This window comes from Streptomyces sp. NPDC059169 (assembly GCF_042755225.1).
Taxonomy (GTDB): domain Bacteria; phylum Actinomycetota; class Actinomycetes; order Streptomycetales; family Streptomycetaceae; genus Streptomyces.
This window is the reverse complement of record NZ_JBHZCF010000001.1, coordinates 359812-381243: the sequence shown is the minus strand read 5'-3', so window position 1 is coordinate 381243 and position 21432 is coordinate 359812. Positions and strand designations below refer to the sequence as shown.

Sequence of the window (21432 nt, the reverse complement as noted above, 5' to 3'; positions counted from 1 at the left end):
GCACGGTCCCGGCCGTTGCGGGCCGGTGGGTGCGGTACCCGGTCCCCGCCGGGCCGGTGCATCGATCCGTACCGCTACCGCTACCGCTACCACGTCCAGGCCGGTCGCAGCACCGCGCACCGGTCCGGACGTCATCCGGTCCAGGTACTCAGCGACATCTCGGCGGTGATACCGGGTCCGAAACCGGCGAGCAGCCCCCGCTGTCCCTCCAGTGCCGATGCCTCGTCGAACATCCTGGCCAGGGCGTCGAGTACCACGACACTCGCGACGTTGCCGTACTCGGTGAGCGTGGCGCGGCTGAAACGGAACGCGTCGGGGGGTACGTCGAGGAAGCGGCTCAGGTCGTCGAGGATCCGCGGGCCGCCCGCGTGCACGATGTAGAAGTCCAGCTTGGAGGCGTTCCATTGGTGCTGTTCCGCCAGTGCGTACAGCGCGGGCGCGAGCTGCTCCATCGTCCTGGGCACGCGCGCGTCGAGTCGGAAGTGGAATCCGGTGGGCCGGACGGCGTACGAGATCCAGTCCTCGGTGTGCGGGATCAGGTACGAGCCGTTGTGCTCCAGCCGGACCCCGGTGCCGCCGCTGCCGCGGACCACCGCCGCGGCGACCCCGTCACCGAACAGGCCGTCGGACAGCAGTGATCCCACGCCGAGGTCGGTCGGCTGGTAGCACAGCGAGCAGAACTCGCAGGCGACGACGAGGGCGTTGGCGCCGGGGTGGGCCGTACAGAAGTCGTGCGCCCGGTTGACGGCCGCACCGCCTGCGGCGCACCCCAGTTGCGCGATGGGCAGCTGGCGCGTCTCGGGGCGGAAGCCCATGGCGTTGACGAGCCATGCGGTCAGCGACGGCATCATGAAACCCGTGCAGGACACGTAGACGATCAGGTCGATCTCCTGCGGTGAGAGCTCCGCGTGCTCCAGGGCGCGCCGTACCACGGCGGGCACGCGGGCCTTGGACTCCGCTTCGTAGACCGCGCTACGGGCCTCGAAACCGGGGTGCCGGAGCACCTCGGGCAAGGGCCGGACCAGGTGTCTCTTCCGTACGCCGGTGTTCGCGATGAGGCGCACGACCAGGGGGAGTCGGGGGTGGTCGGCGTGCTGCCGCCGTGCGAGGTCGAGTGTCTCCTCGCGGGTGATGACGTGCTCGGGGACCGCCACCGCCGGTTTGCACAGGACCGCCATGGATCTCCTCCCGACATCCGTGGGTCCGTCCTCGTGGGTGCCGCCTCACCGGGCTCCACGCTACGCCGCGCCGGCGACCGGCGCATGCCGGCCGCTGCCCCGAGGCCGCGGAGCACGGGGCCCAGCGGCGTGGACGGCCGGTGCACGCCGGGCGGGTCACGGGACGCACCCGCGTACGGCGCCCGGTGCGGGGACGGGCAACAGCGGGCCAGTGTCCAGAATGTGACGATCATTCACAGATGGCGATACGGGGATCTCCATGGACGTGAGCAGCACACGGCGCGCGACGGGACGCACGCCGGCGGTGGTCGGCGCTTCACTCGCCCTCCACCACGAGCGCCACGGCGAACCCGGACGCGCCCTACGTCGGGTACGGCTACCGCAACGTCCCCCGAGCGGTCTGGTGCGCTCAGGTCTTCGCCGACCTCTACGGGTACTACCAGCCGGCCATCGCCGAGGACGGGCGCTTCCGTCCCGACACGTACCGGGCGGTCAGGAAGTTCCAGGCAGCGGCCAACCAGTACGGGGGCTACCGCCTCACCGTCGACGGCGTGGTCGGCAAGGACACCGGACAGGCCATGTTGAACTTCGCCGCGCACGACAGCCGCGTGGCGCCGGCCGTGTACGGGAACTGCCTCGCTGCTCTCCCCAGCCGCTGACCGGGAGCGGCCAGCGGCGCACGTCACCGGGGGTCCCGCCTCCTTCCCGACTCGTTGTTCCGCGTACTACGCCTGCCGGCCGAGACGGTCCAACCGGCAGCGCGCGGATCCGACCGCGCGCAGGGTGATCCCCGTGTCAACCGGCACCTCCGGGTCCACCGCCCGCAGTTCGTACTCCTGGAGGACCATCGAGAGCGCGAGCACGGACTCCAGCATCGAGAAGTGCTGACCGATGCAGGCCCGCGGGCCTCCCCCGAACGGGAACCACGCGTACCGGTGCCGGGCCTTCTCGGCCCCGGGCGCGAACCGTTCCGGGTCGAAGCGCTCCGGTTCCTCCCAGTAGTGCGGATGACGGTGCGTCACCCACGGTGCCACGATCACGTCCGCCCCCGCGGGGATCTCGTAACCGCCGATCTCCGTGGCGGCGACCGCCCGCCGGCCGATGACCGGTGCCGCCGGGTACAACCGCATGGCTTCCTTCAGCACCTGCGTCAGGTAGGGGAGTGCATCCATGTCGTAGGCTTCGGGCGTCCGGCCCGCCAGCACGTGCTGCGCCTCCGCACGTGCCCTGGCCTGGTGTTCGGGGTGGCGGGCGAGGAGGTGCAGGGCGAACGCGAGGGACGTGGCCGTCGTCTCGTGCCCGGCGAGGAGGAAGATCAGTACCTGGTCCCTGATCTCCGAGGCGTCCAGGCTGCCGTCCTCGGTGCTCCCGGCCTGCGCGAGCAGGCTCAGCAGGTCGTCACCCTTCGCCGAGGTGCCATCGGCCCGCCGCTGGCGGATGATCCGGTCGCACACCGCGTACAACTCCTCCATTGCGGCGGCGGCCCGGCGGTTGCCCGGCGTCGGCCAGCTGCGGGGCGGGTTGACGGGCGAGTAGCCGCGGCGCAGCGTGTACGTCCCGATGACCGGGAAACAGCGCTCCACGACGTCGACCGCCTCCTCGACGTCCACGCCGAAGAGGATGCGTGCCACCGCGCGCAGCGCGAGCCGGGTCATCTCGTCGACCAGGTCGACCGTAGCGTCCGGTGCACCGCGCCAGCGCGCCAGGAGCGCGGTCGTCTCGTCCGTGACGGCCCCGGCGTAGCCGTCGACGCGACGGCGGGTGAACAGCGGCTGCATGAGGCGGCGCTGCCGCAGGTAGTCCTCGTCCTGACTGGTCAGCAGGCCGTTGCCGAAGGACTCCCGAACCTCTTGGTAGAAGGCGTTGTCCTTGCGGAAGTTGGCCGATTGGGTGGCCAGTACCTGCTGGGCGCCCTCGGCTGAGAACACTCCGTACAACTGGAATCGGAGTCCGGGCGGGCCCGCGGTGAACCGGACCACGTCTCCGTGTTCCCGCTGCCCGTTGAGGTAGGTGCCCAGGGAGTCCCGCTTCAGGTCGAGCATTGAGCCGAGGAAGGGTAACCCGGCGGGCCCGGGGGCGGTCTGCCCCGTGGCGGTCTTGCCGGCGGCGGTCGTCATCCGGTGACACCGCCCAAGGAAGCGGCCCGCGCCCCCGCGACGACGGCGAACGCGGGGCTCGCGCCGCCGAGCCGGGAGTCACGGACGTGCGGGCTGTGGGGGCAGCCGGCGCCCTCGACGCGGCCGCCTTGGTCGTCGTTGTGGGTGGACTGCCGCCAATCGAGCCCTGCGCCGATGCAGGCGCTGCCTTCCGTGCCGTCGTAGCCCGACGTCCACCCGTGCATTTCATCGCTCATAGTTCGTCCGCCATCCGCTTGATGAAGCGTGCCGATGCTGAAGCGTGCAGATTTCTCGGTGCTGGAGGCCCCCATTCGGGCCGTGCCACTTTGCCGCGTCGCTGCACCTACCCGATCGCGGTCTCCGGCCGGTTCGCTGATCGACTGTCCCTCGACGCGTGCGAGGAACTCGTGCTCGTTGGATTCCGGCAAGACCATGGCTCCGGTGGTCCCGGACGGGCCCCGGCACTGAACGGTAGTACCTGAACGGACACGTGGCGCACCGCAGCCGTGTCGACGAGGTGCAGCAGTCGTTCTCGGTGCGTTTTCGGGCCACCTGCCGTGCCGCACGGTGCGGCTTCGTGCATGACGAACGAACACTCTGCCGGGGGGCCTCCTCGTGAGCAAGGCCTGACGCTCCGGACCGGCGCGCAGCCGCTCTTCGGTCGTGTCGTCGTCGAGGGGCGGTCGGCGGGTCCGTACCGGCGGCGCTCAGTAACCGGCCGGGCGGACCAGCCCCGTTTCGTACGCGTGGACTGCGGCCTGGGTGCGGTCGCGCAGCCCCAGCTTCACCAGGATGCGGCTCACGTGCGTCTTCACGGTTTGCTCCGCGACCACCAGGTGCTCCGCTATCTCCGCGTTCGACAGCCCCTGGGCGATGAGGCAAAGCACTTCGGTCTCGCGCTCCGTGAGGCTGCCGACCCGGTCCTTGCGCGGGGCGCGGGGCGCCCGTGTCACCCGGGAGAACTCGCCGATGAGCCGTTTGGTGAGGTGAGGGGAGAGCAGGGCGTCTCCCGCCGCCACCACGCGTACCGCGTGGGCGAGTTCGTCCGCCGATGCGTCCTTGAGCAGGAACCCGGACGCGCCGGCGCGGAGTGCCTCGTACACGTACTCGTCGAGGTCGAAGGTGGTCAGGACGAGCACCTTGACGGCGGCTCCGGCCGCGGTGAGGCGGTGGGTCGCCTCGATACCACCGAGCTCGGGCATGCGGATGTCCATCAGGACGACGTCGGGGGCCAGTTCGGCGACCTTGCCCAGCGCGTCGAGCCCGTCCACGGCCTGGCCGACGACCTCGATGCCGGGCTCGGCGTCGAGCAGTACCGTGAATCCCTGGCGGACCATCATCTGGTCGTCGGCGATCAGCACGCGGATGGAGGGCGTCATACGGGGTCCTCGGTTGGTCGGGCGGGCGGCTTCGGTCCGGCTGCGGGCAGGAGCGCCGTGACGTCCCAGCCGCCGTCGGGAGTGGGCCCCGTGATGAGGTGGCCGCCCAACATGGCGACGCGTTCGCGCATGCCCAGGAGTCCGTGGCCGGCTCCCGGTGAGGCCGGTGGCGCGCTGAGGGGGGCGGTGTTGGTGACCCGGAGGGTGAGGCCGTCGGGCCGGTGGCCGAGTTCGACGCGGACGCGGGCTCCGGGGGCATGGCGCATCGCGTTGCTCAGCGCCTCCTGCACGATGCGGAACGCCGAGAGTTCGACGCCGGGCGACAGCGGACGCCGCTCGCCGGTGGTCTCCGTGGTGATCGCGAGACCGGCACCGCGGACGTTGCCGACGAGTTCGTCCAACCGGTCCAGGGTGGGCTGCGGGGCGTGCCGCACCCCGTCGGCCAGCGCGTCCTCGGAGCGCAGCACGCCGAGGACCCTGCGGAGTTCGGTCAGTGCCTCGACCGCGTTCTCGCGGATGCCCGCGAGGTTCTCCCTGAGCTCGTCCGAAGGGTTCTCGACCAGGTGCGGTGCGACCTGCGCCTGGATCGATATCACCGACATGTGGTGGGCGACCACGTCGTGCAGCTCGCGGGCGATGCGGTTGCGTTCTTCGAGGAGGGTGCGCCTGGCCCGTTCCTCCGCGGTGAGGACCTGCTGTTCGAGGAGTCGTTCCTGCGCCACCCTCCGCGTGCGCAGCGAGGTGCCGATGACCACGGCGCTCGAGAAGGAGATCAGACCCCACTCGGTGAGGACTCCGTTGTACTCGGGTGGCGGAGCGGCGAGGTGGAACAGCCCCGGCAGGACCGTGGCCACCAGCCCCGTGACGGCGGCGAGGGGGCGGACCCGCAGGGAGAGGAGAAGCAGGACGAGGGTGTGCAGCACGATTCCGCCGAAGGTCCACGGCCAGTGCGCGTCGGGATCGACGTTCCACCGGAACAGCGGAACCAGGAACAGCGCCAGCGTCGACAGCCACCAGGCGGGTGCAGGGCGGAACAACGACACGATCGGTGCCGCCGTCTGGAGCACGGCGAGCAGGCTCACGACCGGCGGAGTCGGGCCCGAGTCGGCGAGGTCGTTCATGTTGAGCAACAGCATCAGGAGGGCAAGCAGCACCAAGTGGACGTGCGGGAGCCATCCGAGCCAGCCCCGGCGCGGCAACGGGTCGCGAGCCAGCGTCCACAGGTCGTCGCGCAGGACGCGCGGCGCCGCCGCCAACGTCCGCACCCCCGCGGCCCTTCCGCCCCCCTCGTTCACGGTCCGCATCCTAAGGACGTCTCTCGGCCGTCGGCCGGGGGACCCGGTGTCCTCGGACGACCCGGGAGCCGCCGCGGCTCACCCGCCGCTTCTGTTCGTACGTGCGGAACGCCGTCCAACACACGAGCAGGGCGACCGCGAACACCGGGAGCCAGGCCAGCCGGGCGAGCACCCAGCCCGCACCGTCGGGGACGGTGTGCAGCCCGGGCAGGGGGCGTCCGGCGGTCAGCCCGATCGCGGTGACGGCCATCATCGCGGTCTGGTGCCAGAGGAATACGGTCATCGCGGAGAGGTTCACCAGTGCCACGGTCGCCCAGGCGGCCGGGCGCCGCAGCAACCGCCGCAGCGGATCGACCAGCAGCAGCGCGGCGCCGCACTGGGCGAGCCCGAAGGTGACGGCGGCGAGGGTGGGCGGACTGAGGTTGGAGATCTCCGCGCCGGGAACGCCGACCATGGACGCCGGGTAGCCGGCGGTCAGGACGAGGACGGCGGTGGCCGTGCCGCCGCCCAGCAGCAGCGTCCACCGGGTCGCGGGGGATCGCAGGCCGCCCCGGGCCCATGCCGCTCCCAGGCAGTACGGGACGAGCCAGCCCGCCGCCACGTTGACCCAGCCGATGCGGTCCGACCAGGCGCCGCCGTCCAGGCCGAAGCGGACGAGGTCGACGTGGAGCACGACGGCCAGCGGCCACAGCGGGCTCAGCCGGGCGACCAGCGGGGTGGCTGCCGTCAGCGCCGCGAAGACGAGGAGGAACCACAGCGGCGACAGTACGAGGGTGAGCAGGGTGTGCACGGTCTCCAGCCCGACCCCGGAGGCGAGTAGCAGGCCCCCCGTGGTCGCCCATACGGTGAAGACGGCGCCGACCGGCCGGAACAGGCGGGTCATGCGGGCCCGTAACCAACGCCCGTAGGTCTCCCCTCGGGCGCGGGCGGTGGCGTACCCACGTGCGCCGAGGTGTCCGCCCACGAGGAAGAAGACCGCCAGGGTCTGGAACCCCCAGGACACCGGGGCGAGTCGGGGCAGGTGCTGCAGCGGGCTGGTGACGCGGACGGTGCCGCTGTCGGCGACCAGGGCCGTCACCAGCCAGTGGCCGAGGACCACGCCGAGGATGGCCAGGGCGCGCAGCGCGTCGACGGCGCGGTCGCGGTCCCGGGGGGTCGCGGAGGCGATGCGTCGGACGAGGTCACGCATTTCCGTCCGCCTCGGAGGGGAGCCGTCCGGCGACGATCAGGGCGATGTTCCGGAGGGGTACGGACCCGGGCTCGAGGTAGTCGCTGTGTCCGCCGTCGCCGGCGTCGAACGGGCGGGCGCCGAACTCCGGGGAGACCGGGTCGGCACCCAGCCCGACGTCCGCGAAGGGCAGCCGCACATGTCCGTGCGGGACTTCATCGATCCAGTCGGCGGTCGCGCGGCCCACCCAGACCGTGGCCGTGGTGTTCAGCGCGGCGACGTCGTCGGCCCCGGCGCCGGGGCTGCCGTAGAGGACGATGGCGGCGACCCCGGCCACTCCGTCCCCGGCGGCGGCCCGCCCGCACACCACCGAGCCGTACGAGTGGCACACGAGTGACGTCCGGGCACCGGGCCGGAGGGCGGCCAGCTCGGCGACGAAGGACCGCAGCAGCGGCGCAGCGTCCTCGGCGCGGCCCGGGGTCAGTACGTCGGGGCCGATCGTGTGCGGTGTGCGGTATCCCAGCCAGGCGATGACGGCGGACCGCGCACCGAGTTCGTCGTGGAGGGCCGCCGCGCCCGCGCGGAGTCGCCCGTAGGTGTCGAGGCCGGTGTCCGAACCGGGGACCAGGACGGCGATCCGCTCGGCCGTGGAGAGGTCGCCGAACACTTCGGCGGTGCGGCCCCCGTCGCGGCCGTCGAAGGAGAGGAACTGCCGCGCCGGGGAGGCCATGGCACGCAGGGCCGCGGCGCGCCGTAGGTCGCCGTGGCCGGCGGCCGTGTGCTCGGCGGCACGGATGCCGTCCCGGTTGTCGGCGTAGCGCTCGGTGAGGGCGGCCGGCGTCGCGGCCTTCAGGGGGGCGAGGGCGGGTGGAACGGGTGCCGGGACGGCCGAAGGGCCGGACGCTCCCGCCAGCGGTAGCGCCACCGACGCGACCACGAGCGAGGCGATGAGGGCGCGGCCCGGGCGTCTGCTGCGCGAGCGAAGGGACATGGAAGTTCTCCTTGACCGGATACCCGTCGGGGCGTACCGGAGTCGGTCGGGTTGCGTGGCTGCCGGATGTCGGGCCGGCGGTGGTCGGTCTCGGTCGTGCGCCGTACCACCGGAGTGCCGGTCCGACGGTGGTGTTGTGCGTGGCCGCCGGGCGTCCGGTGCGGCCTGCCGGCGCGCGTCGGGGCTGCGGTCTGCCGGCGCGTGCCGCAGTGGGGTCCGGCGCGAGCCCCGGTGGAGAAGCTATGGATCGCGCTCCGTGGTCGGCGTCACCCTGGGGAGCGGTCCTGCGGCGTAGCTCCCGAGTAGTACGAGTACGGGTACCGGGCGGGGAGGCGGAGCGGGCCGGGCACGCGGTGCAGGGCGAGGACGGGGAGGGAAAGGGCCGGCGCGATCCGTGCGCGCCGCCCGCCCGCCCTTCCCGCGCGGCGAGCGCCTCGGGGGAGGTGCCGGCGGGGGCTGTAGTCTCGGCCATCCGTGCGAACCGGCGAACCGGGTGGGAATGAACCGACTGCTCAAGTGGATGCAGGGCGCGGCCGGAACGCGCTGGTTGGGGGCGTTCGGGTCGCTGGCGATCGCCGTCGGGGGCACGGTGGCGGGGGCCCTCCCGGCCCGTGACCCCTGGGGGCTGTGGGTACCTCGCGGTACCACGGCGACCGTCGCGGGCGCGGTGCTCGCGTACGTCGGACTGACGCTGCTCGTCCTCGCCTGGTGGTGCCGCGGGAGGCTGACCGCCCGCGGCGGGGGCGTCGGTGTGCGCGAGACGCTCGGCACGCTCGCCTGGTGGGCCGCGCCGCTCCTGCTCGCCCCGCCGCTGCACAGCGCGGACGTCTACAGCTACATAGCCCAAGGGGCGATGGTCCTCGACGGTCACGACGCCTATGCACACGGGCCGTCCGTCCTCACAGCGGACTCGATCGGGGCGGACGCGGCGGCCAGCGTGGGCGGCCACTGGACGGACACTCCCGCGCCGTACGGGCCGGTCTTCCTCCTCCTGGCGAAGGCGGTGGCGGCGCTCACCGGCGGGACCGTCGTGCCTGCCGTGACCGGGATGCGACTGACCGCCGTCGCCGCGCTCGTCGTGATCGCCTGGGCGGTACGACGACTCGCGGCGCTCCGGGGGGCCGACGAGTCACACGCGCTGTGGCTCGCGGTGCTCAATCCGCTCCTGCTGCTGCACGTCGTGGGCGGTGCGCACAACGACGGGTTGATGGTCGGTCTCACGTTGACGGGTGTGGTCCTGGCGCTGCGCGGCCACTGGGCGGCCGGCAGCGCCGTCGTCGCCCTGGCGGTGCTGGTCAAGTCACCGGCGGCGGTCGCCCTGTTGTTCATCGGAGTGCTCGTGGTCCGGCAGCGCGCGGGATCGTCGGGGTGGCGTGCGGCCACGGGGATGATCGGCCCGTGGCTCGTTGCCGTCGTCGTCGCGGTCTTCGCGTCCGTGCTCGGCGGCACCGGCTTCGGCTGGTTGCGGACGCAGAGCGTCGCGGCAACCATTCACACTCCGCTCTCCCCGTCCAGCGACCTCGGGCAGTTGGCGGGGTGGCTGCTGGGCGTGTCGGTCGGTGTGGACCCGGCCGCGGTCAAGGGCGCCGTGCAGAGCGCCTTCCTCGCCGCCGCGGTCGTGGCGATCGCCTTCCTCGCCCTGCGTTCGCTGCGGCCCTGGCGCGGCCGTCCGAGGCTCGACCCCGTGCACGGTCTGGGCCTGTCGCTGCTGTTGCTGGTCGGGCTATCGCCCATGGTGCAGCCGTGGTACCTGCTGTGGGGGACGGCGGTGGTGGCCGCGACCGCCTTGGCGGACGACGGGGTGGTCCGGGTGCTGACGGTCCTCTCCGCGGCGTTGGTGTACGAGACCCAGCCCTCGGGTCACACGCCGCCGTACGGGTTCGTGCTCGTTGCGATTGCGGGGGCTGTGGGGGTGGCGGCCTTGCGCAGGGGGCGCGAGCGTCTCCCTGGGGCTCCCGGGGTGACGGTGGCCGAAAAGAGCGTCTTGAACGGCTGAAGCACACCCCTCGACAATGCGCATGACAAGTCCGGAACCCACTCCGGACCGCGCAAGTCGCAAGAGGGGACCCCCACATGAACAAGCCTCTCGTCGGCGCGCTCGTTTCGCTCGCGCTCCTCGGAGCGGGAGCCGCGCCCGCGATCGCCGCCGCGCCCGCCGACACCTCCGCTCCCGCGGACGCGGCGGTCGGATCCGTCACGGCAGCCGCCCCCGCCTCCGGCGCGGTCAAGCCGAAGGCCGTCAACTTCGCCGGGACCGTGGCGCTCAGCAACTGCTCGGGCTCGGTCGTGCGCACGCCCGACTCGCAGCCGAACGACCCCGCACTCGTACTCTCCAACGGCCACTGTCTCGAGAGCGGCTTCCCGGGACCCGGCGAAGTGATCGTCGACCAGCCCTCCAGCCGCTCCTTCAGCCTCCTGAACTCCTCGGGAAGCAGGGTCGCCACGCTCAGGGCGAGCAAGGTCGCCTATGCGACGATGACCGACACCGACGTCTCACTCTACGAGCTGAGCACCAGCTACGCCCAGATCGAGAGCCGCTACGGCATCAAGGCCCTGGAGCTGAACGCGGACCGCCCGGTCCAGGGCACGGCCATCAAGGTGGTGTCCGGATACTGGAAGCGGATCTACACCTGCAACATCGACGGGTTCGCCTACCGGCTCAAGGAAGGCGCGTGGACCTGGAAGGACTCGGTCCGCTACACCTCCAGCTGCAACGTCATCGGTGGCACCTCGGGGTCGCCGGTGGTCGACGCCGCCACCGGCAAGGTCGTGGCCGTCAACAACACCGGCAACGAGGACGGCGGTCGCTGCACGATCAACAACCCCTGCGAGGTGGACGAGAACGGCAACGTGACCGTCCGCAAGGGCATCAACTACGCCGAGCAGACCTACATCATCGTTCCCTGCGTCGGCACCGGCAACAAGATCGACCTGGAACGTGAGGGGTGCACCCTGCCGAAGCCCCGGTGACGCGGGCGCGGGCGACGAACACACCGGGAAGCCCCGGTCCCCGGCGAAGGGCCGCGGACCGGGGCTTCCCCCTCGCGGGCGCCGGACGCCGCCGCACCCCCGCCCGCGGCCGGACGCCACCGCTCCGGCCGCCGTGCGCGCACCGCCCCTCGACGGCACCGGTCCGCCCGCGGTCCGCCACTCTGTCGCCGCGGCACGCCCCCGTCGTCCGCCGTTGTGGACCGCCCGGGAGGGACACTTCACCTCGGCCCCGGCTGGACGGCAGCCGCGCAGGCCACGGAGGAGGTACGTACGTCATGAGCCAGACCGTCGACCGCGCGCTCAGCATCCTGCCGCTGCTGGCACAGGGACCCGCAGACCTCGGGCAGGTCGCCGAGCGGCTGGACGTCCACAAGTCCACGGCGTTGCGCCTCCTCCGCACGCTGCACGCACACGGTCTCGTGTACCGCCAGCCGGACCAGCGCTACCGCCTCGGGATCCGACTCTTCGCCCTGGCGCAGCAGGCCGTCGAGAAGCTCGACGTCCGCGAGATCGCCCATCCCCACCTCGTCGCCCTCAACGAGGAGTGCGGGCACACGGTCCACCTCGCCGTCCACGAGGAGCAGGAGGTCCTCCACATCGACAAGGTGGACGGTCGTGACCCCGTGCGGATGTACTCGCGCATCGGTGAGCCCGTCGCCGTCACCGTCAGTGCCGTCGCGAAGATCCTCCTCGCCGACCTGCCGGAACCGGAACGCCGCGCCCTCGCAGAACGCCTGGACTACCCCATGTACACGCCTCACTCGACCCCGGACGCCGCCACGTTCCTCGAGGAGTTGGCGACCGTGCACCGGCAGGGCTGGGCGGCCGACTTCGGCGGTCACGAGGAGTTCATCAACTGCGTCGCGGCCCCCGTCCACGGCGCGGACGGGAGGGTCGTCGCCGCCCTGTCGGTCTCGGCGCCCAACGTCGTCGCCACCGCTGAGGAACTGCTGACCCTCCTACCACTGGTGCGGCGCACGGCGGGGACGATCACGAAGGAGTACTCGGGGGCGGACGGCGACATGGACGCAGCCCCGGGGAGAGCGGGGGCCGGGGCCGGTCCGGGCGAGGGGCCCGGGAGCGGTCCGCGTCCCATCGGCACCGCCGGGCCCGCGGCGGCTTCTCCGGCCGTCCTGCCCTGACGCCGCCGTCCCGGCACCCGCCCTCCCCGTCCTGCTGCCGCCGGTGCTGCCGCCAGAGCTGCGGGACCCCGGAGCCCGGGGGCGTCCGGGCCGGCAGTCTGCCGGTGCGGCCGCGCGGGGCACGAGGCAGGCCGCACGCCGTCCCGGCGACCGGCCACGACCCGGGTGGGCCACGACCGGACCCGTCCGGTACGGGACGGAACCGCAGCACCCCCCGTCGCGACACGGCGGTGCCGTGGCACCGGGAGGCCCGGCGCCACGGCACGGCCCGATCAGTTCGTGCAGTACTGCTGCTGCTTGCCGATCGACCGGTACATGCAGTCCGCGTTCTCCAGCAACTGGAGCACCGCGTCGCGGTTGCGGCTGGTCTCTCGCTCGATGACCTCGTCCGGCGGGTAGAAGCCGCCGCCCCCGAAACCGGTCGGGTACATCTCGAAGGTGTAGGCGAAGATCCTCTGGTTGCCCCACAGCCAGTCGTCGATCGACCCGTCGGTGATGTAGAGGTCGCTGGACTGCTCGGGCGTGTAGCCGTTGCTCGCGGCCATCTTCTGGCCGACGGTTGCGAAGGCGTCCCGGTCGTCCTGGGTCATGCCGGGCGCGGTGTTCGCGGTGGTGTAGCCGAACGGCCAGAGGACCAGCTCGCTGTAGGTGTGGAAGTCGATGCCGGCCGTGATCTGCTGCTTCCCGCCCACGACCCGGGAGCGCACGAAGTCGGCGACGACCTTCACTTCGGGAGCCGACTCGGGCGACGTGCCGCGGTAGGTCTCGGATCCGGTGTAGCCCGAGGAGCCGCCGCAGCAGCCCCACTTGTAGTTCCAGTTGCGGTTGAGGTCCGTGCCGTAACGGGAACCGGAGTTGGGCTGCCGGTTCTTGCGCCAGCTGCGGTAGCGGCCGGTGGCGATGTCGTACTCGCCGCCGTCCGGGTTGAGGTCCGGGATGATCCAGATTTCCCGGCCGTTGACGGCGTCGGTGATCCGGGAGTCCTTCCCGTAGCCGTCGCCGAGCTCCCGCAGCAGATAGAGGGCCATCTCGACGGTGAGGTGCTCGCGGGCGTGCTGGTGGTGGGTGAACAGGACCTCGGGCTCGTTCTCGTCGGTGGCGACGTTGTCGCTGACCTTGACCGCGACGATGTCCCGGCCTTCGTAGGACTTCCCGATCACTTGCTTGCTCATGATCTCGGGGTGCGCGGCGATGCGCTGGTCGATCTCCGTGTTCGCCTCGGCGTAGTTGTGGTACTTCGCGTCCGCGGGCGGGAAGTCGAACGCCGTGTCGGCCGCACCTGCCGCCCTGCGCGCCGGTGGGGCGGGCAGAAGGGTGAGCGAGTGGCCGATCCCGCGCAGCTGCTCGGCCTGTGCCGGGGTGGCGCTGACGACCAGGGAGTGTTCGTCCGCTTCGTCGATCGAAACGCCGGTCGCCGCGACGGCACTGCGTTCGGCGGCCGTGGACGGCCCGTGGACGTGGTACTGCCGGACCTGTTCGTCGTGCGTGGTGGAGGCCGTGGCGTTCGTCGGCTGCGGGGCGGGGGAAGCCGTAGCCGTGATCGGGACGGCGAGGGCCACGGCGAGGAGTGCGGCGAAGGACGCGGACCGGCCGGCGGACCTTCTGCTACTGCCTCTTATGCGAAGTCGCATGAAGTCTCCTGGGTGGGGAGTCGTGGGGGTGGCTCAGTGCGACGTGCATGTGGTGCCGGTTGTCGGGCACATGGTGAAGGCATGGCATGGCCCGGTCAAGAGAGTGCGCCGGCCACCTGTCTGACGAGGCGTCAATAACCGGGTGGTTTGTGAAAGTACAGCCGCCCGTCGGTGGTTGTCCCCGCGACACGGCGTCGGCGCAGGGAACCGTCCCCTTGGCTTTCCGGAGGGATGTCCTGCTGTGTGATCGTATGTGCTCACTGAAGTGGCCTGTAATGATGGGTATCCGATCAAAAGGGGGACCCATTGAGAATCGATGGAGTCGTACGACGGACCGTCACCGCAGCGTTGACCGTTGCCGCCTGTGCCGCCCTGGCGTCCTGCGGCCAGGAGGAAGTGGCGGCCGCTCCGCCGCCGCCGTCCGCGAAGCCGTGTTCCGGGACGCCGGAGCCGCCCACCGACGAGGACACGGGCGAACTGCCGGACGAGACCAGCGAGGAAGATTCCACGGGCACGAACACGGGGACGGACGAGACGACGGACGAGACCTCCCCCGACGACGGAACGGACGCGACCACGGACGACGCCTCCACCGGCCTGGACGAGACGACGGACGAGACCTCGCCGGGCACCGGAACGGACGAGACGACCGACGAGGGTTGCCCGCCAGGGTGGTACGACCTCCGGCGTGACTTCATCGCCCACCTCGCAGGGCCTGCCGATCCGTTCGACGACGACCTGCCCGCCCACGTCGAACGCGTCCGGATGCGCACGTCCGGTTCCGCGGGCGAAGCCCGGATCGACGTCGCCCAGGGCACCGAGGACGCGGACGTCACCCGTATCGCCAAGGCGTTCGCGGCCTGGCGCCGCGAGGTGTACGACGACCACGGAACGGTGGACGTCGGCTTCGGAGCCAAGGACGGACCGACGGTGGCGACCTGGTAGCCGCGGACGGGCCGTCATACTGGCGTGCATGACCCACGGCGGCTCCCCCGACCAGCAGAGCCGGGGGGCGGCGCCGCCCCCCGGTTTCGGCCCACCGATACCCCTCCCGGGGCAGCCGCCGTACGGCGGACCGCATCAGGCGTACGGGCCGGGCGCGCCCCCGTTCGGGCCGCCGCAGCCGTACGGCGGTCCTGTGCCCCCGTACAGGTACCCCGCACCGCAGGAACCACCCCATCCCGACGACCCCGAGTTCGTCGCGCACGACCCCGCCAACTCCGTGGTCGTCGACGCCCGCGGAGTGTCCCTGGAAGCCGACGGCCACACCCTGGACCTCCCGTGGTCCGCCGTCTCGACCGTCCACTTCGCCCCGGCCCCCTACGGGACCGTGCTGATGGTGGCGGTCGCCCATCCCGGCGGGATGCTCTACGAAACCCGGGTCGTCGCCCGCCGCAAGGCCGTGCTCAAGGAGTGGTTGGAGGAGATCGCTCCCGTGGTCCACTACTACCTGACCTACCGCTGAGCGTCGACGCCGCCGCACCGCAGGACCGCGCCGCCGCACGGGTCGAAGGGCCGTGCCAGGGCTAGGGGAGCGCGTGCACGTGCGGGCCGACCGCGCTGGACCAGGCGTTGCCGGCCGTCGCGTCCCAGTTCGTCGACCAGGTCATCGCACCGCGGAGCCCGGGGTACGTCCGCGCGGGCTTGAACGAGCCGCAGCCGGTGCCGCGGGCCAGGCAGTCCAACGCGTTCCTGACGACCTGCGGGTCGACGTAGCCGCTGCCCGCTCCCCGCGGTGACGCGGGCACGCCCAGCCCCACCTGGGACGGTTCGAGACCGCCTTCCAGCTGGATGCACGCCAGTGCGGTGAGGAAGTCCACGGAACCCTGGGCGTACACCTTGCCGTCGCAGCCGTTCATCGAACCGCTGTTGTAGTACTGCATGTTGACGACCGTGAGGATGTCCTTCACGTTGAGGGCCGTCCTGAAGTACGCGGTCGACGTGGACTGCATGTCGATGGTCTGCGGAGCCATCGTCAGCACGAGTCCGGGGCCCGCCTTCTGGGCGAGCTGCCGCAGGGCCTTCGTCAGGTAGGTGGCGTTGATGCCGTGCTCCAGGTCCACGTCGACACCGCTGAAACCGTAGCTCCGCATCAGGGCGTACGCACTGTCGGCGAAGGCGGTGGCCGAGGCGTCGCTGTTGATCGTGACGTTGCCGCGCTCGCCGCCGACCGAGAGGACGACTGACTTCCCGGCGCTCTTCTTGGCGCTGATGTCGTTCGTGAACTCCTCCACCGAGCCGTAGCCGACGGCCGGGTCGAGGGTGAACCCGATGCCGCCGGGTGTGGCGGTCGCGTCCGCGAACGACACCGCGATGATGTCGTACTGCGACGGGACGTCGCGCAGCTTCTGCACGGTCGCGCCGTTGTCGAAGTTCTGCCAGTAGCCGGTCAGCGCGTGCTTCGGCACCGCGGGGTTCCCCGGGGTGCCGCCCGAGGCCGTCGTGACCGTCAATGGCGTCGACTTCGCGGACTCGCCCGCCGCGTTGGTCGCGGAGACCTGGAACCGGTACGAGGTCGCCGCGGCGAGCCCCGTGACGGTCGCCGAGGTGCCCGACACCGCCTGCACCCTGGTGCCGTCGCGATACACGTGGTACCCGGTCGCACCGGCGGACCCGGTCCAGCTCAACGCCACCGACGACGAGGTGACCACACCGGACGTCAGACCCGCCGGAACCGGTGGCATCGCGGGGTCGGGGTCGGTGCCGCCACCTCCGTCCGGCCCGAGCACCGCGACGTCGTCGACGTGGTACGGGCCCTGCCCGTACCAGCCGTGGGTGTAGACCGTCACGGAAGTCGTACTCGGGCCCGTCGTGAAGGTGGTGTGCAGCTGCGACCACCCGGGCGCCCCGGGCGACCAGGTCGAGACGTCGGTCGTACCGGTCCCGCTGGCCCCGAGGTACACGTACGAGCCCTGCACCCAGGCACTCAGCCGGTACGTCGAACCCGGCTTGACGGCGACGGTCTGCCCGCACCTTGCGTTGTCCTGTCCGGCGGGTACGGCCATGAGTGCCGCGGTGCCGCCGTGTACGGGTGACGACACGGTCGTCCCGGACCCGCCGGAACAGGTCCAGCCGGTGAGTCCCGACTCGAAACCGGTGTTCTTCGCCACGTTCACGTCGGCGGCCCGCGCGGTGCCGGCACCGCCCGCGATGCCGAGGCCGGCGCCGACGGCCATTGCCAGGGCCCCGCGGAGCCATCTGCGTACGCCTGAGGTGCGGTCCACTTGCTGCCTCCGGTGGGGATGGGGTGGTGAGTGGGGGATGCACGGAGTGCTCGAACGGTGGCCACCGCTGGGCGTACAAGCTGGTCCAGACCAATCAGGTTGTCAAGTCCTGCGGCTGCCGCCGCCGTCGGGTCCACCTCCAGTGCGCCGGATGCGGTCGCTTCGGACCGGGCGCGTCCTGAACCGGGTGCGCGGACGGCAGGCACACGGGTGTCCCGCACGCGGACGTGACGGGCGCCCAGGGCGCGGCACTCGCCCTGAAGTGCGGTGAAGGAGTGGCCGGATACCGGGGAGGGAACGATTCCAGGAATTCACCGCTGATACGGGAGTTAACTCATGGAAGCTTCGTCCGGTTTAGGTCGTGAGCATTGCGTGTCCGTTGGTGTGCTGGACCCCGAAAGCTGTTCTCTGCCTCGGGGGACGTGGATAAAGTGCTGACACAGGAGGAGCACGGACAGTGAGGGATATCTGCGGTCGCCGGTGCGTCGGCGGCCGGAGCTGAACGGGGAACCAGCGTGCCGACCGCCATAGCCGTGACCAGCGCCGACCTGGTGCTGCCGCCGACCGACCGGCAGACGCCCACCGCGGCGCTGCTCCCTCCGCCGGACGTGCAGTCACTGGACGCGGCGCTCTCCGACATGCAGGTCCTGGTCGAGCGGCACGGTCATGTGATCGCCGTCTACCCCGCATCCCTCCCGGCGGCCCACGAGCGCAGGCTCCACACCGTGCGCTCGGTGCTGGAATGCGGCCGCATCGCCCTGCTCAAGCTGGATCTTCCACCACTCGGCGTGGCCGTCCTGGTACGCCAGTTACGGCAGTTGTCCATCTGTCACTACAGTGCCGGCGTCGTCGCCTCGGCCGCCCGGTTACTCTCCCACTACGTCTACGTCGGCGCCCAGCTCACCTCCGTGACCAAGCTCGACCGGGTTCCCGTGAGTCTCACGTCGCACGCCAAGTCATGGGTGCCCGGTTCGCAGTTCGCGGTGCTGGCCCATCCCCGTCCGCACCTGGTCAAGGTCGGGACCGGGGGCCTCCCCGGCCCCGAGTTCGGAACCCAACTCCTCGTGGCCAGAGGCCAGCTGCAGTCCGAATGGGTGAATTCCTCCCTCGCCCCGGCATGGCGGGTCGAGGGAATGCAGGAGGCCGCGCTGCCCGCCGATTCCCCGCGGTGGTGGGGCACCCACCGGCTGATCGAATTCGCCGCGTTCATCCCGGACGTTTCCGTCCTGTACCAACTCGTGTCGTCCGTGCGCCGGGAGGTGTGCACCTGGTGCGGTATCGAGCTCATCGGTGACCGCTGCGGCTTCTGCTCCGCGACGCTCGTACCCGTCGACGACCGCACACGCGTCGAGGGCGTCCGGCACCACGGAACGCCCATGAACCACGGGTCATGATGCGGCGCCGGGCGGTGCGCACCCGAACGGCGCCGGATCCGGCCTTCCGCGTACCGCACCGCTCCCCCGACCGCCCGCCAGCCAACGTCTCCCAACGAGGTCGTCCCGCCCATGAATTCACGCCAGCGCCGCGGCATCATCCTCCTGCTCGTCTCGGTCCTGTGCGCCGTCGCGGCGTTCGTCGGGGTGCTCTCGGTGATCAGCGACGTGAATTCCAAGGTCGGTCCCGAGGTCGACGCCTACCGGGTGAAGGAGAACGTCGCGCCCTACCAGCCGCTGCGGCCCGCGCAGTTCGAGAAGATCAGGATGCCCAAACGCTGGCTGTCCGCGAATGCGGTCACCGACGTGGGGGTCGTCGAGGGCAAGGTGGCCGTCACCCGGCTCAAGAAGGGCTCACTGCTCCAGGACGACATGTTCGTCGAACGGCCGGTGCTCGAACGGGACGAGCAGGAGATCGCCATCATGATCGATGCCGCCACCGGCGTGGCGGGAAAGATCAGAGCCGGTGACTCCGTCAACATCTACGCCACCTTCAAGGGCGAGAACGACGGATCCAAGGCCCAGTCCCGCGTCATCGTCCCCAACGCCAGAGTGATCGACGTCGGCCGGCTCACGGCGCTCGATCCCAAGGAGAACGACAGGCGGGGCAGCCTCCGCGAGGCCGTCCCGATCACCTTCGCGCTGAAGACCAAGGACGCCCAGCGCGTCGCGTACGCCGAGTCGTTCGCGGTGAACGTGCGGCTCGCCCTCCTCGCCGCCGGGGGTTCGACCCCGATCCGCCCGGGAGAGGGCACCTACACCCTCGAAGGGGACAAGTGAGGCCGGATGACGACCAGAATCCTCCCGGCCGTCGGCGACGCCGACGCCGCCCGATCCCTCACCACCCTGCTCACCCAGCTCCCGGAAGCGGAGCCCGCCGGGCCGGTCGGTGACTCCACCGCGCTGATCGACACCCTGGCACGGCTGGCCACGGAGTCCTACCACGAGCTCCCGGAAGTCGTCCTCGTCCACGAACGGATCGGACCGGTCCCGGCACTCGAGTTGATCCGCGAAGTGGCACTCCGTTTCCCCGCGGTCGGCGTCGTCCTGGTGACGTCAGACACCGGCCCCGGCCTCTACTCGGCCGCCATGGACTCCGGCGCCCGGGGCCTGGTGGGGCTGCCGCTCTCGTACGAGGAGCTCGTGCAGCGCGTCCAGACGGCTGCTGCCTGGGCCACCGGTGTGCGGCGCCACCTCGGCCACGGCGGTGATGTCTTCACCGGGCCCGGCGGCAGGGTCGTCACGGTCAGCGGTGCCAAGGGGGGCGTGGGCACCACACTCACCGCCGTGCAACTCGCCCTGGCGGCCGCCGCGTCCGGCACGAGCGCGGCGCTCGTCGACCTCGACCTCCAGTCCGGCGACGTCGCGTCCTACCTGGACGTGCAGTTCCGCCGCTCGATCGTCGACCTCGCGGGGATCCAGGACCTCTCGCCGCGTGTTCTCCAAGACGCCGTGTACGCGCATGAGACCGGGCTCGGCCTGCTGCTCGCCCCCGGTGAGGGCGAACGCGGGGAAGAGGTCGCCGACCGGGCCGTACGGCAGATCCTGAGCGCCCTTCGAAGCCGCTACGAGACCGTCGTCGTCGACTGCGGCAGCTACCTGAACGGCGCCAACGCCGCAGCGATCGAAATGGCCGACACCACGCTCCTGGTCACGACGCCGGACGTGGTCGCGGTTCGTGCCGCCAAGCGGATGGTCCGTCTCTGGGACCGCCTGCAGATCCGCAAGGCCGAGGAGACGGTCACCGTCGTCAACCGCTACGTGCGCACCACCGAGATCCAGCCGCCGCTGATCGAGAAGATCACCTCCACCCGTGTCTCCCGGACGGTCGTCCCCGCCAACTTCAAGGAGCTCCAACCGCTGGTCGACGCAGGCCGGATGCAGGACCTGGAGGCGAAGTCCACCGTCAAACAGGCGCTGTGGGGTCTGGCGGGGGAGCTCGGTCTGGTGAAGGCTTCCGATGCACCGCAGAAGTCGCGCGGCGGTCGTCTGAGCGTCACGGGCAAGGGCGACCGGGGTGCACTGGGCATTCGGCGCAGGGGCTGAAACACCGCGATCGGGAGGCGAGTCGAAGCGATGCACATCACGAGCTGGCGGGACGACCGCGGACAGACCGCGGTCGAGTTCACCGGGATGGTGCCGCTCATCCTGGCGACGCTGATCCTGCTCTGGGAGGCGGCCCTCGTCGGATACACGTTCTCGCTGGCGGGGAATTCGGCGGACGAGGGTGCGAGGGCCGGCGCGGTCGCAGGAGGCGGCGCCTGCGCCGCCGCGGCACGCAAGAACCTCCCGGCGGCCTGGCAGGCGGATCCGCGGTGCTACGAGGACGGGGACGTGTACCGCACCGAGCTCGATCTGGCCGTTCCCGTGCTCTACCCCGGGTTCCTCGACTTCCCGCTGACCGTCCCCGGGCGTGCGGGCGTGGTGCGGGAAGAGGGGGACCGCTGATGACCGGGCGCGGTCCGACCGGCCGTCGCAGGGCCCGGGGAGTCCGGGCGGACCGGGGGCAGACCGCCGTCGAGTACCTCGGCTGGCTCCCGGTCCTGCTGCTCGTCGCCCTCGCCGCCGTCCAGTTCGGGATCGCCGCGTACGGCGTGCAACAGGCGGGCACGGGAGCCAGGGCCGCGGCGCGTACGGCCTCGATCGGCGACGGCGACCCCACGCAGGCGGCCAGGGCGGCGGTGAGCGACTGGCTGGATCTCAGGATCACCGGAGGCGGGTACGACCAGGTCACCTACACGGCGACGGTCACCATCCCGTCGCTCGTACCGGGTGTCGGGGACTTCACGGCGACCCGGTCCGCCACCATGCCCGTCACCGACGACGGTTGACCCGCCACCCCGCACGACCACGCGACGACGCACGACACCGTACTTGTCAGGG

At 71.4% G+C, this 21432-nt stretch carries 19 protein-coding genes and 2 pseudogenes; 11 read left to right on the top strand and 10 right to left on the bottom strand.

The annotated features are described in order from the left end of the window. Positions 1-131: 131 nt before the first annotated feature. Positions 132-1178 carry a type III polyketide synthase gene (locus ACFXOM_RS01695; RefSeq protein WP_384932913.1) on the bottom strand — a complete coding sequence of 349 codons (1047 nt, stop codon included), beginning with the start codon at positions 1176-1178 and terminating at the stop codon, positions 132-134. Between the two features lie 440 nt (positions 1179-1618). On the opposite strand from ACFXOM_RS01695, the pseudogene ACFXOM_RS01690 reads away from it, so the two are divergent. Beyond that, positions 1619-1837, top strand: a pseudogene (locus ACFXOM_RS01690) (peptidoglycan-binding domain-containing protein); the annotation flags it as partial. A gap of 66 nt (positions 1838-1903) precedes the next feature. Here the strand turns inward: ACFXOM_RS01690 and ACFXOM_RS01685 are convergent. From ACFXOM_RS01685 to ACFXOM_RS01655, 7 genes and pseudogenes are all read right to left on the bottom strand, one after another. Further along, positions 1904-3295: a cytochrome P450 gene (locus tag ACFXOM_RS01685; RefSeq protein ID WP_385036733.1), complete on the bottom strand. Its 1392-nt coding sequence runs from the start codon at positions 3293-3295 to the stop codon at positions 1904-1906. Beyond that, positions 3292-3531, bottom strand: coding sequence for a DUF397 domain-containing protein (locus ACFXOM_RS01680; protein WP_384945994.1), 240 nt, complete (start codon positions 3529-3531; stop codon positions 3292-3294). Before ACFXOM_RS01680 ends, ACFXOM_RS01685 begins: the two co-directional genes overlap by 4 nt. Before the next feature lie 107 nt (positions 3532-3638). Further along, positions 3639-3899: pseudogene (locus ACFXOM_RS01675) on the bottom strand (Scr1 family TA system antitoxin-like transcriptional regulator); the annotation flags it as partial. A gap of 103 nt (positions 3900-4002) precedes the next feature. Further along, positions 4003-4674 (bottom strand): response regulator, encoded by a 672-nt coding sequence (locus ACFXOM_RS01670; protein WP_384932905.1) that lies wholly within the window; start codon positions 4672-4674, stop codon positions 4003-4005. Further along, positions 4671-5978, bottom strand: coding sequence for a sensor histidine kinase (locus ACFXOM_RS01665; RefSeq protein WP_385036731.1), 1308 nt, complete (start codon positions 5976-5978; stop codon positions 4671-4673). Before ACFXOM_RS01665 ends, ACFXOM_RS01670 begins: the two co-directional genes overlap by 4 nt. Before the next feature lies 1 nt (position 5979). After that, complete coding sequence (locus ACFXOM_RS01660) at positions 5980-7158, bottom strand: acyltransferase (protein ID WP_385036729.1); 1179 nt, start codon at positions 7156-7158, stop codon at positions 5980-5982. Beyond that, entirely contained in the window at positions 7151-8128 is a 978-nt protein-coding gene (locus ACFXOM_RS01655; protein WP_385036727.1) for an alpha/beta hydrolase, read from the bottom strand. Before ACFXOM_RS01655 ends, ACFXOM_RS01660 begins: the two co-directional genes overlap by 8 nt. A 499-nt stretch (positions 8129-8627) precedes the next feature. On the opposite strand from ACFXOM_RS01655, the gene mptB reads away from it, so the two are divergent. The 3 genes from mptB (at position 8628) to ACFXOM_RS01640 (ending at position 12261) form a co-directional block, all read left to right on the top strand. Then, on the top strand, positions 8628-10124 hold the full coding sequence (gene mptB, locus ACFXOM_RS01650) for a polyprenol phosphomannose-dependent alpha 1,6 mannosyltransferase MptB (RefSeq protein ID WP_384932895.1): 1497 nt from the start codon (positions 8628-8630) through the stop codon (positions 10122-10124). A gap of 77 nt (positions 10125-10201) precedes the next feature. After that, a complete protein-coding gene (locus tag ACFXOM_RS01645) occupies positions 10202-11098 on the top strand; it encodes a serine protease (protein ID WP_384932892.1) in 897 nt (298 codons plus the stop codon). 296 nt (positions 11099-11394) lie between these two features. Next, positions 11395-12261: an IclR family transcriptional regulator gene (locus ACFXOM_RS01640; RefSeq protein WP_384932889.1), complete on the top strand. Its 867-nt coding sequence runs from the start codon at positions 11395-11397 to the stop codon at positions 12259-12261. Positions 12262-12533: 272 nt separating this feature from the next. On the opposite strand, the gene ACFXOM_RS01635 is transcribed toward ACFXOM_RS01640, so the two are convergent. Further along, positions 12534-13892 (bottom strand): M14 family metallopeptidase, encoded by a 1359-nt coding sequence (locus ACFXOM_RS01635; protein ID WP_384932887.1) that lies wholly within the window; start codon positions 13890-13892, stop codon positions 12534-12536. A gap of 306 nt (positions 13893-14198) precedes the next feature. On the opposite strand from ACFXOM_RS01635, the gene ACFXOM_RS01630 reads away from it, so the two are divergent. Continuing rightward, positions 14199-14837, top strand: coding sequence for a hypothetical protein (locus ACFXOM_RS01630; RefSeq protein WP_384932884.1), 639 nt, complete (start codon positions 14199-14201; stop codon positions 14835-14837). A gap of 193 nt (positions 14838-15030) precedes the next feature. Further along, positions 15031-15357, top strand: a complete 327-nt coding sequence (locus tag ACFXOM_RS01625) for a hypothetical protein (protein WP_385036725.1) — start codon at positions 15031-15033, stop codon at positions 15355-15357. Positions 15358-15418: 61 nt separating this feature from the next. On the opposite strand, the gene ACFXOM_RS01620 is transcribed toward ACFXOM_RS01625, so the two are convergent. Then, positions 15419-17116, bottom strand: a complete 1698-nt coding sequence (locus ACFXOM_RS01620; RefSeq protein ID WP_384932878.1) for a chitinase — start codon at positions 17114-17116, stop codon at positions 15419-15421. Positions 17117-17649: 533 nt separating this feature from the next. On the opposite strand from ACFXOM_RS01620, the gene ACFXOM_RS01615 reads away from it, so the two are divergent. From ACFXOM_RS01615 to ACFXOM_RS01595, 5 genes are all read left to right on the top strand, one after another. Next, a complete protein-coding gene (locus ACFXOM_RS01615) occupies positions 17650-18510 on the top strand; it encodes a hypothetical protein (RefSeq protein WP_384933163.1) in 861 nt (286 codons plus the stop codon). Between the two features lie 111 nt (positions 18511-18621). After that, complete coding sequence (gene cpaB, locus ACFXOM_RS01610; RefSeq protein WP_384932876.1) at positions 18622-19329, top strand: Flp pilus assembly protein CpaB; 708 nt, start codon at positions 18622-18624, stop codon at positions 19327-19329. A 6-nt stretch (positions 19330-19335) separates the two neighbouring features. Beyond that, the gene (locus tag ACFXOM_RS01605; protein ID WP_385036723.1) at positions 19336-20595 is read left to right on the top strand and encodes a CpaE family protein; all 1260 of its coding nucleotides are present in this window, start codon (positions 19336-19338) and stop codon (positions 20593-20595) included. A 30-nt stretch (positions 20596-20625) separates the two neighbouring features. Continuing rightward, entirely contained in the window at positions 20626-20997 is a 372-nt protein-coding gene (locus ACFXOM_RS01600) for a TadE family protein (protein WP_384932870.1), read from the top strand. Further along, complete coding sequence (locus tag ACFXOM_RS01595) at positions 20997-21380, top strand: TadE/TadG family type IV pilus assembly protein (RefSeq protein ID WP_384932867.1); 384 nt, start codon at positions 20997-20999, stop codon at positions 21378-21380. The genes ACFXOM_RS01600 and ACFXOM_RS01595 overlap by 1 nt, the downstream gene beginning before the upstream one ends. Positions 21381-21432: the final 52 nt, after the last annotated feature.

Bases quoted from the DNA above. Each gene is read 5' to 3' on its own strand.
- ACFXOM_RS01645 (WP_384932892.1), top strand. From the start codon at position 10,202: ATGAACAAGCCTCTCGTCGGCGCGCTCGTTTCGCTCGCGCTCCTCGGA.
- ACFXOM_RS01670 (WP_384932905.1), bottom strand. From the start codon at position 4,674: ATGACGCCCTCCATCCGCGTGCTGATCGCCGACGACCAGATGATGGTC.
- ACFXOM_RS01655 (WP_385036727.1), bottom strand. From the start codon at position 8,128: ATGTCCCTTCGCTCGCGCAGCAGACGCCCGGGCCGCGCCCTCATCGCC.
- ACFXOM_RS01635 (WP_384932887.1), bottom strand. From the start codon at position 13,892: ATGCGACTTCGCATAAGAGGCAGTAGCAGAAGGTCCGCCGGCCGGTCC.
- ACFXOM_RS01685 (WP_385036733.1), bottom strand. From the start codon at position 3,295: ATGACGACCGCCGCCGGCAAGACCGCCACGGGGCAGACCGCCCCCGGG.
- mptB (WP_384932895.1), top strand. From the start codon at position 8,628: ATGAACCGACTGCTCAAGTGGATGCAGGGCGCGGCCGGAACGCGCTGG.
- ACFXOM_RS01605 (WP_385036723.1), top strand. From the start codon at position 19,336: ATGACGACCAGAATCCTCCCGGCCGTCGGCGACGCCGACGCCGCCCGA.
- ACFXOM_RS01595 (WP_384932867.1), top strand. From the start codon at position 20,997: ATGACCGGGCGCGGTCCGACCGGCCGTCGCAGGGCCCGGGGAGTCCGG.
- ACFXOM_RS01640 (WP_384932889.1), top strand. From the start codon at position 11,395: ATGAGCCAGACCGTCGACCGCGCGCTCAGCATCCTGCCGCTGCTGGCA.
- cpaB (WP_384932876.1), top strand. From the start codon at position 18,622: ATGAATTCACGCCAGCGCCGCGGCATCATCCTCCTGCTCGTCTCGGTC.
- ACFXOM_RS01600 (WP_384932870.1), top strand. From the start codon at position 20,626: ATGCACATCACGAGCTGGCGGGACGACCGCGGACAGACCGCGGTCGAG.
- ACFXOM_RS01665 (WP_385036731.1), bottom strand. From the start codon at position 5,978: ATGCGGACCGTGAACGAGGGGGGCGGAAGGGCCGCGGGGGTGCGGACG.
- ACFXOM_RS01660 (WP_385036729.1), bottom strand. From the start codon at position 7,158: ATGCGTGACCTCGTCCGACGCATCGCCTCCGCGACCCCCCGGGACCGC.
- ACFXOM_RS01680 (WP_384945994.1), bottom strand. From the start codon at position 3,531: ATGAGCGATGAAATGCACGGGTGGACGTCGGGCTACGACGGCACGGAA.
- ACFXOM_RS01695 (WP_384932913.1), bottom strand. From the start codon at position 1,178: ATGGCGGTCCTGTGCAAACCGGCGGTGGCGGTCCCCGAGCACGTCATC.